The following is a 13,648-nucleotide window of genomic DNA, read 5'->3' as shown; positions in this document are numbered from 1 at the left end:
CGCGACCCTGATGCCCGGGCGATGCGGCGCGGGCTCCTTGCGCAGCCGCACATCCATCCCCTGATCGCCTATGTGGAACGGCTCAGGGCCCGCTCATCCGACGAATTCCCCGACTTCGATCCCCTGGATGGCGGCGTCGAGGCTCGACTGCTCTTCCTGCTCGAAAAGCCCGGGCCCATGACCTCGGCTTCGCGGCCCGGTCGAGCTGGCTCGGGATTCATCAGTCGCGACAATGATGATCCCACCGCCGAGGCCATCTTCAACTTCATGCGAGACGCCGGCATCCCTCGACGGGAGACCGTGCTCTGGAACCTTATCCCCGGCTGGAACGGCACGCGGAAGGTGACGGCGCGCGAGGTGAGGGAGGGCGCTCTTGAGGCTCTACGCCTCGTCCAGCTGCTACCGCAGCTGAAGGCCGTGGTGCTCGTGGGCGCCAGGGCTGAAGAAGCCCGTCCGCTTCTGACTGGCGGCGGCTTCAGCCTCTTCAGCTCCGTCCATCCCTCGCCGATCATGAGGGCTTTCCGCCGCGAGGACTGGAAGCAGATTCCCGAGCGCTGGAGCCGCGCTTACAAGGCGGCGGCCAGCCATTAGGCCCATTCCCGCAAGACGACAGCTCCCCCTTGGGGGAGCAATGCCTCCGGAATTCCTCCCCCAAGGGGGAGGTGGACCGCGTAGCGGGACGGAGGGGGTCAACCGACGGACGGCTGAACCCCTCCGCTGCGCAGGCCTAGGCCGCCGGCGTCGCCGCCGGTGCGGCCGGCGGCGGGGCTGCGGGCGTCGTCATCTTGATCGTGGCGACCAGTTCGGAGGCCTTGCGGCGGTTGAAGTCGTCGACCCGGCCCCAGATCAGGAACAGGTCCACGAGCCAGAGGATGCCGCAGCCGCCGAATGTGAGCAGCTTCAGGATGCCGAAGCCGATGTCGCCCACCATGAAGCGGTCGACGCCCAGGGTGCCGAACAGGATCGACAGGACGAAGATCAGGGTCCTGTCCTTCTTCTCGGATGCGAACTGGCCGTTGAACAGGACCTTCTGCTGATCGGTGAGGTCCTGGGTCAGCATCTGCTGCTCCATGAAGGTGAATTCAGCCATTTGGAGATCTCCGGTTATGGGCGTGAAGTTCCAGGAGCCCGCCGGCGGACACGGCGACGAGGGTCGCTGCAACGAGCGGGCTGAGAGGGTTGAGCGCCAGGGCGCCGGGGAGGTCGAGGCGCAGGAGGGCGGCCAGGGCCCTCAGGGTCCCGCAGCCCCAGCAGTCCTGGTCGAGGAGAAGGCGGAACAGGCAGCCCGGCGCGTGGTCGCCCACGGGGGTCCCGAGGCTGAGGGACCAGGCCGCGACGGCGGGGGCCAGGCCCGCGCGGAAGAGGGCGTCGAGCCCCCTCGGCAGGCCAGCGGAGCGCAGGCCCGCGAGGGTTCCCGGGCGTTCTCCGCCAGCGGGTTGCGGACGTCTCAGAGGCAGCCCTCCACGTACTGGATCGACCGGCCGCCAGCGCGGATCTCCGTGACCCTGCCCTCGTAGACATTGAACAGCATTCCCCGCTCGGACCCGGTCCAGATCACGAAGTCCGCCCCGGCGTAGGGGTTTTCCCTCTTCTGAAGGCGGGCGCCGTAGGCCGAGCGCAGCTCGCCCTCGGTCGAGCCGACGTGGATGCCTTCGGCCGTCAGGAGCCGCCGGTCCTCCACCGAGATCCGTGTCACGCGGCCGTCCTCGACCATGGCGTAGGCCCGCCCGTCCCGCGTCGGGTAGACTTCGCAGGCGGCCTTGTCCCATGTGCTGTCCTGGGAACTGTAGACCCCCTCCGCGGACAGGCGCGGCCGGACTTGGGCGTAGGCGGCGCCCACCCGGACGCCTTCGATCCCCTCGGGGGTGAGCGACCCGGGTACGCCCAGGTTTCCGTCCCAGACATAGCCGTCATCCGTCGTCTTCAGCCACCGGGACTCGCCGTCCGCGCCCTGCACCCAGCGCCCGGAAAGGCGCTCGCCGGGCTGGAGCGTCCGAAGGATCGTGGAGCCGCGGGTGGTGGGGGCGCTGCGCTTCTGCGCCACGCCGGTTACCGTGACGTCGAGGCTGTCGGAGAGGAACACGTCCGCGCGCCCCGCGACGCCGACCATGGGGGCTGGGGTGTCTCCAGGGGCGCCCGCCAGCGCCTGGCAGGCGGGAATCCGCGCCGCGCTCGCAGGGACCTTGCAGACCGTGACGGCCAGGACCGCCGCGACGGGTGCGCCACAGCCGGACAGCAGGAACGCAATGGCGGCGAGCGGGAGGACCCGGCGGATCACGTCGGCATTCCCCCCCAGAATGAGCCGGGCGGCGGACCTGCCGCCCCCTCCGCATTTTTCCCCCAATTTCCCCCCGGGTTCAGTAGGTCCGCACGTACCAGTCGTCGACGTTGGACAGCCTCTCGAATTTCCGTTGGTAGCCCTTCGAGACTAGGAAATCGTGAATCTCGCGCCGCTTGGGCGTGTGGTTGTGCTCCACCGTGATCAGGCGGATCTCCCAGGCGCCGAAGTCCAGGGCCTGCAGGATATCGAGCTCCGAGCCCTCGGTGTCGATGGACAGGTAGTCGATCCGCCGGGGCGCATTCCAGTGCGCCAGGAGGTCGTTCAGGGACACGGTGGTCACCTCGTACCGCCGGCCCTCCGCCCGGGTGCCGGCCAGGCTGTCGCCCCTGGAATAGGCGTCGATGGTGGAGTGGGCGGCGATGGCCGGCTGGTTGAAGACCAGGGTCTCTCCGGTCTTGGTCCAGACGCAGCGGTCGTCGATGAAGCAGGCCCGGTTGCGGCGCAGGGCCGGGTACCAGATGCGCGCCGGCTCGGCGAGGATGCCGCTCCAGCCCAGCCGGGTCTCCAGGGCCCGGGTGTTGGAGAACTTGATCCCGTCCGTCGCCCCGAACTCCACGAAGAAGCCGCCGGTCCGCATCTTCGTCTCGTAGGCCACCCAGAGGTCCTGGAGGAACTGGCCGTGGCTCCAGGCCGCGTTGTCCATGCAGAACTGCAGGAAGGCGATCTGCTCGTCCTTGCCCGGATCGGAATCCCGAAGGCCGACCATGAGGAGCAGGAAGTCGGCGCGGCTGATGGCCACCATGGCGGTCGTCCTCTGCGGAAAGCCTGTCGAAGCGGTATCACGACGACGGACCGCGCGTCACCGGCAGGAGAGGGCGTCAGGTTGGGGGGAGCTTCCTGGTGGAGCCGAGGGGAATCGAACCCCTGACCTCATCATTGCGAACGATGCGCTCTACCAACTGAGCTACGGCCCCAAGGAAGGCGCGGAATAAGCGGTTTTGGGGCGGGGCTGTCAAGACGGCTTGGCGGGCCCCGGCTTGCCCGGCGCGCGCGGGCGGCTTATGTGGCGGGAATGATCGGAAGCTTCCTGCACTTCGTCCTGAACGGCCTGATCGACGTGATGATCTGGGCCATCATCATCAGCGCCATCATGTCCTGGCTGACGGCGTTCAACGTCGTGAACCTGCGCAACGGCTTCGTGGCCGGCGTCCACCGGGTGCTGGAGACCCTGACGGCCCCGGTCCTGGGTCCGCTCCAGCGCATCATCCCGCCGCTGGGCGGCCTCGACATCACCCCCATCATCGCCATCCTGGTCCTCCAGGGGATCCAGCGCTTCATCCTGCCCGGCCTGCTTGGCGGGCTCTGAGCCTGCGGTCCTGAGGCTGGTTGTCCGGGTCACGCCCCGGGGCGGGCGAGACGCCGTCGAAGGCTGGATGCGCGACGAGGCCGGACGGCCCGTTCTGAAGGTGCGGGTCACAGCGCCCCCTGCCGAGGGCGCCGCCAACGCCGCCGTCCTGAAGACCCTGTCCTCGGCCCTCGGCCTGCCGAAGTCCGCCCTGACCCTGGCCGCCGGCGCCTCGGCGCGGATCAAGCAGGTGGAGGTTCGGGGCCTGCACGCTGCGGGTCTCGCCGCCTGTCTGGGCGCACCGCCGCCAGCCTGATGGCCCGAGCCTTTCCAGCCCGCGCCTTTCGCGGTATCCGCCGCCCCGTCCTGGGAGCCCTGACGTGATCCTCACCCTGTCCTGTCCCGACCGGCCCGGCATCGTGGCCCGCGTCTCGACCCTGCTGTTCGAGCATGGCGCCAACATCGTCGACGCCCAGCAGTTCGACGACGGCGAGACCGGGCGCTTCTTTATGCGCGTGGTCTTCACCCCCGGCCCCGGCGGGGCCGAGGGCGTGCGCCCGGGGCTGGAGGCCCTGGCGGCGGACCTCGCCATGGACTGGACCCTGCGCGACCCGAAGGCCCGGCGGCGGGTGATGATCCTGGCCTCGCAGACCGACCACTGCCTGGCCGACCTGATCTGGCGCTGGCGGCAGGGCGAGCTGCCCATGGACATCTCGGCGGTGGTCTCCAACCACCCGGAGGCCAGCTTCCCGCACACGGACCTGAAGGGGATCGCCTTCCACCACCTGCCGGTGAGCCCCGAGACCAAGGCGGACCAGGAGGCGCGCCTCAGCGAACTGATCGACGCCACGGGGACCGATCTGGTCATCCTGGCGCGCTACATGCAGATCCTGTCGGAGGACATGGCCGGGCGCCTGGCCGGGCGCTGCATCAACATCCACCACTCCTTCCTGCCGGGGTTCAAGGGCGCCCGGCCCTATCACCAGGCCCACGCCCGGGGGGTGAAGGTGATCGGCGCCACGGCCCACTTCGTGACCCCCGACCTCGACGAGGGTCCGATCATCGAGCAGGACGTCGAGCGGATCAGCCACCGCGACCAGCCGAAGGACCTGGTGCGCAAGGGCCGCGACATCGAGCGCCGGGTCCTGGCCCGGGCGGTCCGCTGGGTGCTGGAGGACCGGGTCCTCCTGAACGGCCGCAAGACGGTGGTGTTCACCGACTAGGGGCCGTGGACCCCCTCCGTCCCGGGGCCTTGCCCCGGTCCACCTCCCCCTGGGGGGAGGAATTGGACTGTAATTGCTCCCCATCAGGGGGAGCTCCCCGCGAAGCGGGGTGAGGGGGTCAACGGCGGCTCAGTTGATGTGGTAGGCCCGCTCGCCATGGGCGCCGAGGTCGAGGCCCTCGTCAATGACCTCGTCGCTGGCCCGCAGGCCTGTCAGCTTCCGGACGATGGCGACCAGGACCAGGCTGGCGCCCGCCGACCAGGCGCAAACCACGACGACCCCGAGAGCCTGGCGCCAGGCCTGGCCGGCGAGGCCGACGCCCTCGGCATAGCCGGTCCCGCCCAGGAGGGGGTGGGCCAGCCCTGCGAGCATCAGGGTCCCGAGAATGCCGCCCACCCCGTGGACGGCGAAGACATCGAGGCTGTCGTCAACCTTCAGCCGGGCCTTCACCAGGCTTACGGCCTCGAAGCAGACATAGCTGCCGAGCGCCCCCAGGAAGAGGCCCGCCAGGGGGCTGATGAAGCCCGAAGCGGGCGTGACGGTGGCCAGGCCGGCGACCACGCCGGTGACCAGTCCGACCAGGCTGGCCCGGCCGAAGCGGCGGTGCTCGATCAGGGCCCAGACCAGGCCCGCCGAGGCCGCCGCCATGTGCGTGGCGGTGAGGGCGGCGCCGGCGTCGGCGTTGGCCGCCAGGGCGCTGCCGCCATTGAACCCGAACCAGCCCACCCACAGGAGGCCGGCCCCGGTCATGGTCATGCCCGGATTGTGCGGCGGCGACAGGTCCCGGGGCCAGCCGTCCCGGGGTCCGACCGCCTTCGCCAGGATGAGGGCGCTGACCCCCGCCGTGGCGTGGACCACCAGGCCCCCGGCATAGTCCTTGACCCCCAGGGTCGCCATCCAGCCGCCGCCCCAGATCCAGTGGCAGACGGGGGCGTAGACCAGGACCAGCCAGCCGGCGCAGAAGGCCAGGAGGCCGGCGAACTTCACCCGCTCGACCACGGCGCCGATCATCAGGGCCGGCGTGATGATGGCGAAGGCCATCTGGAAGGCGAAGAAGACGATCTCGGGCGCCGTCCCGATGACGTCGCCTCGGGTCAGGCCCATCAGGCCGACGCGGCCTAGGTCGCCGATGAGGGGAGCGGTCCCGGAAAAGGCCAGGGAGTAGCCGAGGGCCAGCCAGACCACCGAGGCCAGACAGGCCACCGCCGTGCACTGCATCAGGACCGACAGGACGTTCTTGGTGCGCACCAGGCCGCCGTAGAAGAGGGCCAGTCCCGGCAGGGTCATCAGGAGCACCAGGGCCGTGGCGCTGAGCAGCCAGGCCGTATCGCCGGAGTTCACCTCCGAAGGCGCCTGGGCCAGGGCCGGGCCCGCCCCGAGGAGCCCCAGGCCCAGGGCGAGGCCCGTCGCTTGCATGACTCTTGTGCGCTGCATTCCCCGCTTCCCCCCTTGCGCCGTTCCGGCGGTTGTCCTGAAGTCCTTGGCTACAGGATCAGGCGTCGGTGAAAAGGCCCAAAAAAACAGGCCCCGGGCGCCGGTCCGGCAGGCAGGTCGCCAGGCGCGGAAACGGTCGGAGTCGGAATTGAGCGGAAATTCGGCGAAACGGGAGGATCTGGCGCAGGTCCTGCGCGCTGCAAAGCGCATTGTGGCCTTCACCGGGGCCGGAATCTCCACGGAATCGGGAATTCCGGACTTTCGCTCTCCGGGCGGGATCTGGACGAAAATGAAGCCGATCCAGTTTCAGGATTTCGTGAACAGCGAGGAGAAGCGGCGGGAGTCCTGGATCCGCGCCTTTCAGGGTCGGGCCGGCTGGACGGGCCGCGAGCCCAACGCCGGCCACTACGCCCTGGAGCGCCTGTGGCGGGCCGGCCGGCTCTCGTCGATCATCACCCAGAACGTGGACAACCTGCACCAGCACTCCGGCGTGCCCGCCGAAAGGGTGATCGAGCTGCACGGCAACGCCAGCTACGCCACCTGCCTGTCGTGCGGCCTGCGCCATGAGATCGAGGACCTTCGCCCGGCCTTCGAGACGCGGGGCGACCTGCCCGCCTGCCGGGACTGCGCCGGTATCGTCAAGACGGCGACCATCTCCTTCGGGCAGTCCATGCCCGAGGAGCCCATGCGCCGGGCCGAGGAGGAGACCCTGTCCTGCGACCTCTTCCTGGTGCTGGGCTCAAGCCTCACCGTCTGGCCGGCGGCGGGCTTTCCCCTGCAGGCCCGGCGGGCCGGCGCGCGCCTGGTGATCGTCAACCGGGACCCCACGGACCTGGACGACTACGCCGACCTCATCCTCCGCGACGAGATCGGGCCGGCCCTGTCCGAGGCGATCCCGGCCAACTTCCCCGGCTGACGCCGGGGCCGGTCAGTTCCGCAGGGCGACCGAGGCGGAGACCTCCTCGCCGCCGCCCTCGTAGGCCCGGAGTTCGTTGCGGCCGACCACCAGGTGGTGGACCTCATCCGGGCCGTCGGCGAAGCGCAGGTGGCGCACGTCGGTGTACATGGAGGCTAGGGGCGTCCACTGGGAAATGCCCGTGGCGCCGTGCATCTGGATGGCCTGGTCGATGATCTGGCAGGCCCGCTCCGGCACCATGGCCTTGACCATGGACACCCAGACCCGGGCCTCGCGGTTGCCCAGGACGTCCATGGCCTTCGCGGCCTTGAGGACCATCAGGCGCATGGCCTCGATGTCGATCCGGGCGCGGGAGATGATCTCGACGTTGCCGCCCAGCCAGGCGATCTTGCGGCCGAAGGCCTCGCGCGAGAGGCCCCGGCGGACCATCAGGTCCAGGGCCCGCTCGGCCTTGCCGATGGTGCGCATGCAGTGGTGGATCCGGCCGGGGCCAAGGCGGACCTGGCTGATCTCGAAGCCGCGACCCTCGCCCAGGAGGACGTTGGACTTGGGCACCCGCACATTGGTGAAGCGGATGTGCATGTGGCCGCGCGGGGCGTGGTCCTCGCCGAAGACGTGCATCGGGCCGAGGATCTCCACGCCAGCCGTGTCGATGGGCACCAGGATCTGCGACTGCTGCTTGTGCGGCGGGGCGTCGGGATTGGTGCGGACCATGGTGATCATGATCTTGCAGCGCGGGTCGCCGGCGCCGGAGATGTAGTACTTCTCGCCGTTGATCACCCACTCGTCACCGTCCAGGACCGCCTGGGTGGCGATGTTCTTGGCGTCGGACGAGGCCACCGCCGGCTCGGTCATGGCGTAGGCCGAGCGGATCTCGCCGTTCAGCAGGGGCTTCAGCCAGCGCTCCTTCTGCTCGGGCGTGCCGACGCGCTCCAGAACCTCCATGTTGCCCGTGTCCGGGGCCGAGCAGTTCATGACCTCGGAGGCCATGGGCGCCTTGCCCAGCTCCACGGCGATGTAGGCGTAATCCAGGTTGGACAGCCCCTCGCCGGTATCGGCGTCGGGCAGGAAGAAGTTCCAGAGGCCTTCCTTCTTGGCCTGGTCCTTGGCCTTTTCCAGCACCTCGAGCTGGCCCGGGGCGAAGGTCCAGCGGTCCTTGTGGCCCTCGCCAAGCGCCTGGAATTCCTTCTGCATGGGCACGACCGTCTCGGCGATGAAGCGCTTGACGTGCTCGTAGAGCGGGGTCGCCTTCTCGCTCATCCGCAGGTCGTTCATGTCGTCATGCGGGTTGAAGCCGAAGGTCAGCGGGCCCGTGGTGGGGGGCGTCGGCGCGTTCATGGGGGGCGTCCTTCCTGTGCGGTCTTGTGTCGCGGGCGATTAAGGCCATCGCGACGGTTCCTGACAAGCCCGGGCCTAGCGAAGCCGGGTGGAAAGGAAGTCCAGGGTCAGGCGGGTGGCGGCGTCCCCCGGGGCGCCGAAGCCATAGTTGAGGCTGTTGTGGCTCTCGCCCTCGGCGACATGCACCTCGACCTCCCCGCCGGCGGCGCGCAGGGCCCCGGCCAGGGCCTCGGCCTGGCCCGGCGTCTCGGGATTGCCGGCCACGACGTGCAGGATCATCGGGGGCGGGCGCCGTCCGGGCGCGGCGTGGCTGACCGGCGACATGCCGCCCCAGCCCGCAGGGTCGGGGCCGAAGACCCGGGCGTAGACGGGGTCGCCCGTCTCGCGGACGTGCCGGGCGATGTCCAGACCGTAGGCGTCCAGGAGCACCGCCGCGCGGATCGCCTCGGGCGGGACCCCCGCCGCCGCCAGGTAGGACTCGTCCAGGGCGACCAGTGCCGCCAGGTGGGCGCCGGCGGAATGGCCCATCAGGAGGATTCGGTCGGGGTCGATCCCGCACCCCCTCGCTTCCCGCCTGAGGAAGGCCACGGCCTCGGCGATGTCCCGGGCGGCCGCCTGCGGCGGGCCGTGCCGCAGCAGTCGATAGTTCACCGTGGCGTAGGCGTAGCCCGCGGACCGGAAGGCCCGGGCCTGTTGCGGGGTGCCGGCGTACTTGCCGCCATGCATCCAGGTGCCGCCGTGGACGAAGACCACCAGGGGTGCCGGAAGCGGAGTCGCCCCCGGCCAGAGGTCGAGGCTGTGCGCCGAGGCGGGCACGCCCGGCTCCGGGGCGGCGTAGGCCAGGTCCGGGACGGGGCGATCCTCGCCGGGGGCGATACCGGCGCAGGCGCCCGCCGCCTGCGCCGCCCCGCCCGACACCGCCAGGGCGAGGGCGAGGGCTGCACCGCCCAGGGTCCGCGCGGCCCAAGGTTGCGCAGTCCGGCCTGCGCCGTGCAGGATCACGCCGTTCGTTCCTGTCCTCATGTCCGGAAGATGCCCATGCGCCTGACCCGCCGCAACCTCCTCGCCGCCGCCGCGGCCTCCCCCCTGGCGGGGATCGCGCCCGCCGCCCTGGCGGCCGCCGCGGCGCCGTCCCTCGTCGCTCCCCAGGCCGTAGGCTTCGATCCGGTGAAGCTGAAGGCCCTGTCCGAGGATCTCCAGGGCCTGGTCGACCGGGGCCAGTTGGCCGGGGTCACGACCCTGGCCGCCAGGAAGGGGAAGGTCTTCCACTTCGAGACCCGGGGCCTGGCCGATGTCGAGACCGGCGCCCCGGCCCGGCCTGACACCATCTGGCGCATCGCCTCCATGACCAAGCCGGTGATCGGCGTCGCCATGATGCAGCTGTGGGAGAGGGGCCTCTGGAGGCTGGACGACCCTGTCGAGCGGCACATCCCCGAGTTCGCGGGCCTTAAGGTGAAGGCCGCGGACGGGAGCCTGGTTCCCCAGGCATCGCCCATGAACATGGCCCAGCTGATGAGCCACACGGCAGGCTTCGACGTCAGCGCCGGGTACGCCCAGGCGGGTCTCCGGTCCGGCGACCTGAAGGCGATGATCCGCCGCCTCGCCGCCCTGCCCCTGGCCGCCCAGCCGGGGACGGACTGGCGGTATGGCCCCAGCGTCGACATCCAGGGCTACCTGGTCGAGACCCTGTCGGGCCAGCGCCTCGACGCCTACCTGGCGCAGCACGTCTTCGGCCCCCTGAAGATGCCCGACACGGGCTTCCACGTCCCGGCGGAGAAGGCGCCTCGGGTGGCCCGCATCCATACCTACAAGGAAGGCCGGATCGTCGCTGGTCCGCCCCAGGCCATACCGGTCACGCCGCCGGTCTTCCTGTCCGGGGGCGGGGGCCTCCTGTCCACGGCCGGGGACTATTTCCGCTTCGCCCAGGCCCTGCTGGACGGCGGGGTGCTGGGGGGCGCGCGGATCCTGAAGCCGGAGACCGTCCGCCTCATGCGGCGCAGCGTGCTCGCGCCCGGGTTGAAGGTGGACCTCTACGGCCCATCCCAGGCGGGCGTGGGCTTTGGCCTGGACTTCGCCGTCATCGAGGACCCTGCCGCCGCCGCCACGCCCCACGGCAAGGATACCTTCTACTGGGGCGGCGCCTTTGGCACCTGGTTCTGGATCGACCCGACCAACGACATCGTCTTCGTGGGCATGATCCAGAACCTCAACGGCAGCATCCCTGGGGCGGGAACCCCCAATGTCCGCGAGATCACCCCTCGACGGCTTTACGCCGCCCTCAGGTCCTGAACCGGATGGCGTCCGCCCGGCTGCACCGCCGCGACCTGCTGGCCGCCGGCCTCGCCCTGTCCCTGGCTCCGGGGGTCGCGCGCGCCGCGCCGGGACGGATGGTGGGTTTCCTCTCGGACTTCGACGAGATCGACGACGCCGTCGCCATCTGTCGGGCGGTGATCCTGTCCCTGGCGCCGGAGGCGCGGCTCCTGGACATCAGCCACCGTGTCCCGCCCTACGACATCGTGGCCGGCGCCCGGCTGCTGGCCGGCTCCGCGCCCTGGCTGGCGGCGGACGCGGTGATCGTGGGGGTGGTGGATCCGGGGGTGGGCTCCATCCGCAGGGCCATCGTCGCCCGGACCCGGCGCGGACAGAGCCTGGTCCTGCCGGACAATGGCCTCCTGACCCTGCTGGACGCCGCCGATCCCGTCGTCGCGGCCCGGGAAATCCGCAATGAGGCCTGGATGATCGGCGCGCGGCGATCCTCGACCTTCCATGGCCGGGACATCTTCGCTCCCGTCGCAGGCCGCCTGGCCCGGGGCGACGACTGGACGGGCGTCGGGCCAGCGATCGACCCGAGGTCCCTCGTGCGCCTCGACCTCGCGCCGCCGACGATCGGGCCGGAGGGCGTCCGGGCCCAGGCCATCGGGACGGACGGGCCCTATGGCAACCTGATCCTCGATCTCTCCGCCGAGGCCTTCGCCGGCCTGGGCTGGAGGTTCGGGGACGTCGTGCCCCTCACCGTGGCCGGCCGGCCGGAGCCCGCCCCCTACGTGCGCACCTTCAGCGACGTGCCCGAGGGCGCCGTCCTCCTCTATCCGGACTCCCGGGGACGGATGAGTCTGGCCCTGAACATGGGCGACTACGCAGCCGCCCGCGGGGTCGGCGCCGGCGCGGAGGTTCTCATCCCCCGTCGCCGCAACTGAAATCAGATCCATTCCGCCGTCTGAACGACCATCCAGAGGCCGATCGCCAGGAAGAGGCCCGCGGCGATCCGGCGGACGAGGGTCAGGGACACCCGCTTCAGGATCTCGTGGCCCAGGAAGACGGCGGGGACGTTGGCCAGCATCATGCCCAGGGTCGTCCCCAGGGTGACTAACAGGGCCGAGTGGAACTTCGCCCCCAGTGCGACGGTGGCCAGCTGGGTCTTGTCGCCCATCTCGACGATGAAGAAGGCCACGGTGGTGGTCAGGAAGGCGCCCATCTTCGCCGGCGCCTTCAGGGGTTCGTCCGCGTCCAGCTTGTCAGGGACCAGGGTCCAGGCGGCCATGGCGATGAAGGACGCGGCGATGGCGTAACGGAAGATGTCGCCCTGCAGGAAGGCCGCCGCCTGGGCGCCGACCAGGGCGGCGAGGAAGTGGTTGGCCAGGGTGGCGACAAGGATCCCGCCCACGATGGGGAAGGGCTGGACGAAGCGCGCGGCCAGGACAATGGCCAGGAGCTGGGTCTTGTCGCCGATTTCGGCGAGGGTGACGACGGCGGTGGAGGTGAGGAGCGATTCCAAGGGTCGGTTCCGGGTCGGGCGGCGAGACATCCAATGGTCGCCACAGCCCCCGCCCGACAGAACGGGGCCGCAGCGCCATCGGTCTCGCCCGAACCCCCGCCCTGAAAGGACGGACCGTTCTCCCTGCGCCATGGCCATGCCGGCCAAGTGTGTTGACGCAGGGGTCCGCCGGGGATGGCGGAGGGCTACTCCCCTTTGACGGTTTCCGGATACGCCCGCCGCCGGGCCGGGGCAAGACCTGACGCGACGTGATCTTGCGGTGTGCGCCGGAGTGTCCATTGTGCGCCTCCGGAACAGATCGGCCCCCAGGGGCCAGGCAGGGAGAGGCCCCATGAAAGTCGCCGCCATCAAGGCCCCGGGCGGGCTGGACAAGCTGGTCATCGAGGAGCGGGCCCAGCCCGTCGCCGGTCCCGGCGAACTGTTGGTGCGGGTGCGCGCCAGCTCGCTGAACTTCCACGACTTCGCCGTGGTCGCCGGCATGCTGCCGACGGCCGACGGCCGGATTCCCATGTCGGACGGCGCAGGCGAAGTGGTCGCCGTCGGCGAGGGGGTCGCGGGCTTTGCTCCCGGTGACAAGGTCCTGTCGACCTTCTTCCCCAACTGGGAGACGGGCGGCCCAATGCTGGAGCGCCTGATCGGGGTGCCCGGCGACCACGCCGACGGCTTTGCGTCGGAGTTCGTGGCCATGCCGGCCCGGGCCTTCACGCGCATGCCCTCCGGCTGGTCCTTCGCCGAGGCCGCGACCCTGCCCTGCGCGGCCCTGACCGCCTGGCGGGCCCTGATGGTCGAGGCGCGGATCAAGCCTGGCGACGTGGTCCTGACCCAGGGCACGGGGGGCGTGTCCATCTTCGCCCTGCAGCTGGCCAAGGCCGCCGGCGCAACCGTCATCTCCACATCCTCCTCGGACGAGAAGCTGGAGCGGCTAAAGGCCCTCGGCGCCGACCACCTGATCAACTATCGCCAGACTCCGGAATGGGGCGCCGCCGCCGCCGCCCTGACCGGCGGCCGGGGTGTGGACGTGGTGGTCGAGATCGGCGGGGCGGGCACCCTGGCCCAGTCGGTCACGGGCACGCGCATCGGCGGCCACGTCTCGCTGATCGGCGTGCTGGCGGGCTTCGCCGGCGAGGTGCCGACGGCCCTGATCATGTCCAAGAATGTCGCCGTGAAGGGCGTCACCGTCGGCTCGCGCCAGGAGCAGGAAGAGATGATCCGCGCCCTGGAGGTCTCCACGATCCGCCCGGTGATCGATTCCACCTTCCCCCTCGAGGGCATCGCCGCGGCCTTCGCCCACCAGGTCTCGCAGAAGCACTTCGGCAAGATCTGCCTGGAGTTCTGA

Annotated in this window: 16 protein-coding genes, 1 tRNA gene and 1 riboswitch; of the genes, 8 read left to right on the top strand and 9 right to left on the bottom strand. The window is 70.5% G+C overall.

Annotation, left to right across the window (positions count from 1 at the left end):
- Nucleotides 1–21 precede the first annotated feature (21 nt).
- On the top strand, nucleotides 22–591 hold the full coding sequence (locus HYN04_RS12565) for a uracil-DNA glycosylase (protein ID WP_110451076.1): 570 nt from the start codon (nucleotides 22–24) through the stop codon (nucleotides 589–591).
- 136 nt (nucleotides 592–727) lie between these two features.
- Here HYN04_RS12565 and HYN04_RS12560 read toward each other — a convergent pair whose 3' ends face one another.
- The 5 genes from HYN04_RS12560 to HYN04_RS12545 form a co-directional block, all read right to left on the bottom strand.
- Nucleotides 728–1,090, bottom strand: a complete 363-nt coding sequence (locus tag HYN04_RS12560; protein WP_110451075.1) for a TM2 domain-containing protein — start codon at nucleotides 1,088–1,090, stop codon at nucleotides 728–730.
- Nucleotides 1,083–1,304 carry a DUF2752 domain-containing protein gene (locus tag HYN04_RS13550; RefSeq protein ID WP_162599653.1) on the bottom strand — a complete coding sequence of 74 codons (222 nt, stop codon included), beginning with the start codon at nucleotides 1,302–1,304 and terminating at the stop codon, nucleotides 1,083–1,085. The genes HYN04_RS12560 and HYN04_RS13550 overlap by 8 nt, the downstream gene beginning before the upstream one ends.
- Nucleotides 1,305–1,447: 143 nt before the next feature.
- Nucleotides 1,448–2,278 (bottom strand): hypothetical protein, encoded by an 831-nt coding sequence (locus HYN04_RS13545; RefSeq protein ID WP_162599652.1) that lies wholly within the window; start codon nucleotides 2,276–2,278, stop codon nucleotides 1,448–1,450.
- 79 nt (nucleotides 2,279–2,357) lie between these two features.
- Entirely contained in the window at nucleotides 2,358–3,083 is a 726-nt protein-coding gene (locus HYN04_RS12550; RefSeq protein WP_110451074.1) for an FkbM family methyltransferase, read from the bottom strand.
- Between the two features lie 96 nt (nucleotides 3,084–3,179).
- Nucleotides 3,180–3,255, bottom strand: a tRNA-Ala gene (locus tag HYN04_RS12545).
- Between the two features lie 98 nt (nucleotides 3,256–3,353).
- Here HYN04_RS12545 and HYN04_RS12540 point away from each other — a divergent pair.
- From HYN04_RS12540 to purU, 3 genes are all read left to right on the top strand, one after another.
- Nucleotides 3,354–3,647, top strand: coding sequence for a YggT family protein (locus HYN04_RS12540; protein WP_110451073.1), 294 nt, complete (start codon nucleotides 3,354–3,356; stop codon nucleotides 3,645–3,647).
- A gap of 10 nt (nucleotides 3,648–3,657) precedes the next feature.
- Complete coding sequence (locus HYN04_RS12535; RefSeq protein ID WP_110451430.1) at nucleotides 3,658–3,942, top strand: DUF167 domain-containing protein; 285 nt, start codon at nucleotides 3,658–3,660, stop codon at nucleotides 3,940–3,942.
- A gap of 64 nt (nucleotides 3,943–4,006) precedes the next feature.
- Nucleotides 4,007–4,849, top strand: coding sequence for a formyltetrahydrofolate deformylase (gene purU / locus HYN04_RS12530; RefSeq protein WP_110451072.1), 843 nt, complete (start codon nucleotides 4,007–4,009; stop codon nucleotides 4,847–4,849).
- Between the two features lie 129 nt (nucleotides 4,850–4,978).
- On the opposite strand, the gene HYN04_RS12525 is transcribed toward purU, so the two are convergent.
- Nucleotides 4,979–6,283: an ammonium transporter gene (locus tag HYN04_RS12525; RefSeq protein WP_199285968.1), complete on the bottom strand. Its 1,305-nt coding sequence runs from the start codon at nucleotides 6,281–6,283 to the stop codon at nucleotides 4,979–4,981.
- 211 nt (nucleotides 6,284–6,494) lie between these two features.
- Here HYN04_RS12525 and HYN04_RS12520 point away from each other — a divergent pair, with 211 nt between their 5' ends.
- Nucleotides 6,495–7,199 carry an SIR2 family NAD-dependent protein deacylase gene (locus HYN04_RS12520; protein ID WP_241962729.1) on the top strand — a complete coding sequence of 235 codons (705 nt, stop codon included), beginning with the start codon at nucleotides 6,495–6,497 and terminating at the stop codon, nucleotides 7,197–7,199.
- Nucleotides 7,200–7,211: 12 nt separating this feature from the next.
- Here the strand turns inward: HYN04_RS12520 and HYN04_RS12515 are convergent, their stop codons facing one another.
- Together HYN04_RS12515 and HYN04_RS13540 are read right to left on the bottom strand one after the other, a co-directional pair.
- Entirely contained in the window at nucleotides 7,212–8,537 is a 1,326-nt protein-coding gene (locus HYN04_RS12515; protein WP_110451069.1) for an acyl-CoA dehydrogenase family protein, read from the bottom strand.
- A gap of 75 nt (nucleotides 8,538–8,612) precedes the next feature.
- Nucleotides 8,613–9,560, bottom strand: coding sequence for an alpha/beta hydrolase (locus HYN04_RS13540; RefSeq protein ID WP_162599651.1), 948 nt, complete (start codon nucleotides 9,558–9,560; stop codon nucleotides 8,613–8,615).
- Between the two features lie 15 nt (nucleotides 9,561–9,575).
- On the opposite strand from HYN04_RS13540, the gene HYN04_RS13535 reads away from it, so the two are divergent.
- Both HYN04_RS13535 and HYN04_RS12505 read left to right on the top strand, forming a co-directional pair.
- Complete coding sequence (locus HYN04_RS13535; RefSeq protein ID WP_162599650.1) at nucleotides 9,576–10,826, top strand: serine hydrolase domain-containing protein; 1,251 nt, start codon at nucleotides 9,576–9,578, stop codon at nucleotides 10,824–10,826.
- A 5-nt stretch (nucleotides 10,827–10,831) separates the two neighbouring features.
- Nucleotides 10,832–11,734, top strand: a complete 903-nt coding sequence (locus HYN04_RS12505) for an SAM hydrolase/SAM-dependent halogenase family protein (RefSeq protein ID WP_110451067.1) — start codon at nucleotides 10,832–10,834, stop codon at nucleotides 11,732–11,734.
- Nucleotides 11,735–11,736: 2 nt separating this feature from the next.
- Here HYN04_RS12505 and HYN04_RS12500 read toward each other — a convergent pair whose 3' ends face one another.
- Nucleotides 11,737–12,312 carry a TMEM165/GDT1 family protein gene (locus HYN04_RS12500; RefSeq protein WP_110451066.1) on the bottom strand — a complete coding sequence of 192 codons (576 nt, stop codon included), beginning with the start codon at nucleotides 12,310–12,312 and terminating at the stop codon, nucleotides 11,737–11,739.
- Nucleotides 12,313–12,370: 58 nt separating this feature from the next.
- Nucleotides 12,371–12,518, bottom strand: a riboswitch (yybP-ykoY riboswitch).
- 125 nt (nucleotides 12,519–12,643) lie between these two features.
- On the opposite strand from HYN04_RS12500, the gene HYN04_RS12495 reads away from it, so the two are divergent.
- Nucleotides 12,644–13,648, top strand: coding sequence for a zinc-dependent alcohol dehydrogenase family protein (locus HYN04_RS12495; RefSeq protein ID WP_110451065.1), 1,005 nt, complete (start codon nucleotides 12,644–12,646; stop codon nucleotides 13,646–13,648).

It is taken from the genome of Phenylobacterium parvum (genome assembly GCF_003150835.1).
GTDB lineage: Bacteria > Pseudomonadota > Alphaproteobacteria > Caulobacterales > Caulobacteraceae > Phenylobacterium > Phenylobacterium parvum.
This window is presented reverse-complemented; position numbering and strand designations above follow the sequence as displayed.

Coding starts and splice junctions, on each gene's coding strand:
- HYN04_RS12550 (WP_110451074.1), bottom strand. CDS start 3,083: ATGGTGGCCATCAGCCGCGCCGACTTCCTGCTCCTCATGGTCGGCCTT.
- HYN04_RS13540 (WP_162599651.1), bottom strand. CDS start 9,560: ATGAGGACAGGAACGAACGGCGTGATCCTGCACGGCGCAGGCCGGACT.
- HYN04_RS12540 (WP_110451073.1), top strand. CDS start 3,354: ATGATCGGAAGCTTCCTGCACTTCGTCCTGAACGGCCTGATCGACGTG.
- HYN04_RS12515 (WP_110451069.1), bottom strand. CDS start 8,537: ATGAACGCGCCGACGCCCCCCACCACGGGCCCGCTGACCTTCGGCTTC.
- HYN04_RS12505 (WP_110451067.1), top strand. CDS start 10,832: ATGGCGTCCGCCCGGCTGCACCGCCGCGACCTGCTGGCCGCCGGCCTC.
- HYN04_RS12495 (WP_110451065.1), top strand. CDS start 12,644: ATGAAAGTCGCCGCCATCAAGGCCCCGGGCGGGCTGGACAAGCTGGTC.
- HYN04_RS12565 (WP_110451076.1), top strand. CDS start 22: ATGCGGCGCGGGCTCCTTGCGCAGCCGCACATCCATCCCCTGATCGCC.
- HYN04_RS13535 (WP_162599650.1), top strand. CDS start 9,576: ATGCGCCTGACCCGCCGCAACCTCCTCGCCGCCGCCGCGGCCTCCCCC.
- HYN04_RS12525 (WP_199285968.1), bottom strand. CDS start 6,283: ATGCAGCGCACAAGAGTCATGCAAGCGACGGGCCTCGCCCTGGGCCTG.
- HYN04_RS12560 (WP_110451075.1), bottom strand. CDS start 1,090: ATGGCTGAATTCACCTTCATGGAGCAGCAGATGCTGACCCAGGACCTC.